Source organism: Corynebacterium sp. MSK122, assembly GCF_030229435.2.
Lineage (GTDB): Bacteria > Actinomycetota > Actinomycetes > Mycobacteriales > Mycobacteriaceae > Corynebacterium > Corynebacterium marquesiae.
The window spans coordinates 1-711 of sequence record NZ_JASPHV020000067.1; the positions used below are offsets into that span (position 1 = coordinate 1).

General features: G+C 56.5%; 1 protein-coding gene. It reads left to right on the top strand.

Annotation, left to right across the window (positions count from 1 at the left end; all coding sequences use genetic code 11):
- On the top strand, positions 1 to 664 hold a 664-nt coding region (locus tag QP934_RS11475; RefSeq protein ID WP_419127588.1), incomplete at its 5' end, for an IS3 family transposase.
- Positions 665 to 711: the final 47 nt, after the last annotated feature.

Sequence of the window (711 nt, forward strand, 5' to 3'; positions counted from 1 at the left end):
GCTTAACCGTAAGACTGTGGCTAAACGAATGCGCATGATGAGCATTGAAGGGATTTCACCGCGGGCCTTTGTCCCAGTGACAACGGTCCAAGCCAAACGTAAGTCCACGCTTCCTGACCTGGTCAAGCGCATGTTTGATACCGGTGAGCTCAACCGAGTGTGGATGTCGGATATTACCTACCTGCGCACTGCTGAAGGCTGGTTGTATCTGTGTGCAGTCCGCGATGGCCATTCCCGCAGGGTACTGGGCTGGGCTATGGATAGCGTTCAAGATACATACCTGGTCGAACGGGCCCTGCGAATGGCGCATACGCTGCGCGGTGACGTGCCTGACGGGCTAGTGTTTCACGCTGACCGCGGAACCCAATTTACCAGCGAGAAGCTCTGGGAAGTTTGCCGCAACCTGGGCATTGCTCAGTCCGTAGGGCGTACCGGTGTGTGCTTCGATAACGCGATGGCCGAGTCATTCTGGTCAACGCTTAAAACCGAGTTCTACGACCGTAAGCGCTGGGCGACCCGTGATGCCGCACGCAAGGCCGTTGCCTACTGGATTGAAGTCGTCTACAACCGCCGGCGCCGACACTCCGCACTCGGTATGGTAAGCCCCGTCGACTTCGAGAACCACATTGGTCTAACCACCAGCAGAAAAGAAATAGCTGCCTAACCACTAGGTAGCTCCACTACGTGTCCACGATTTGCGGGCAACCCCAA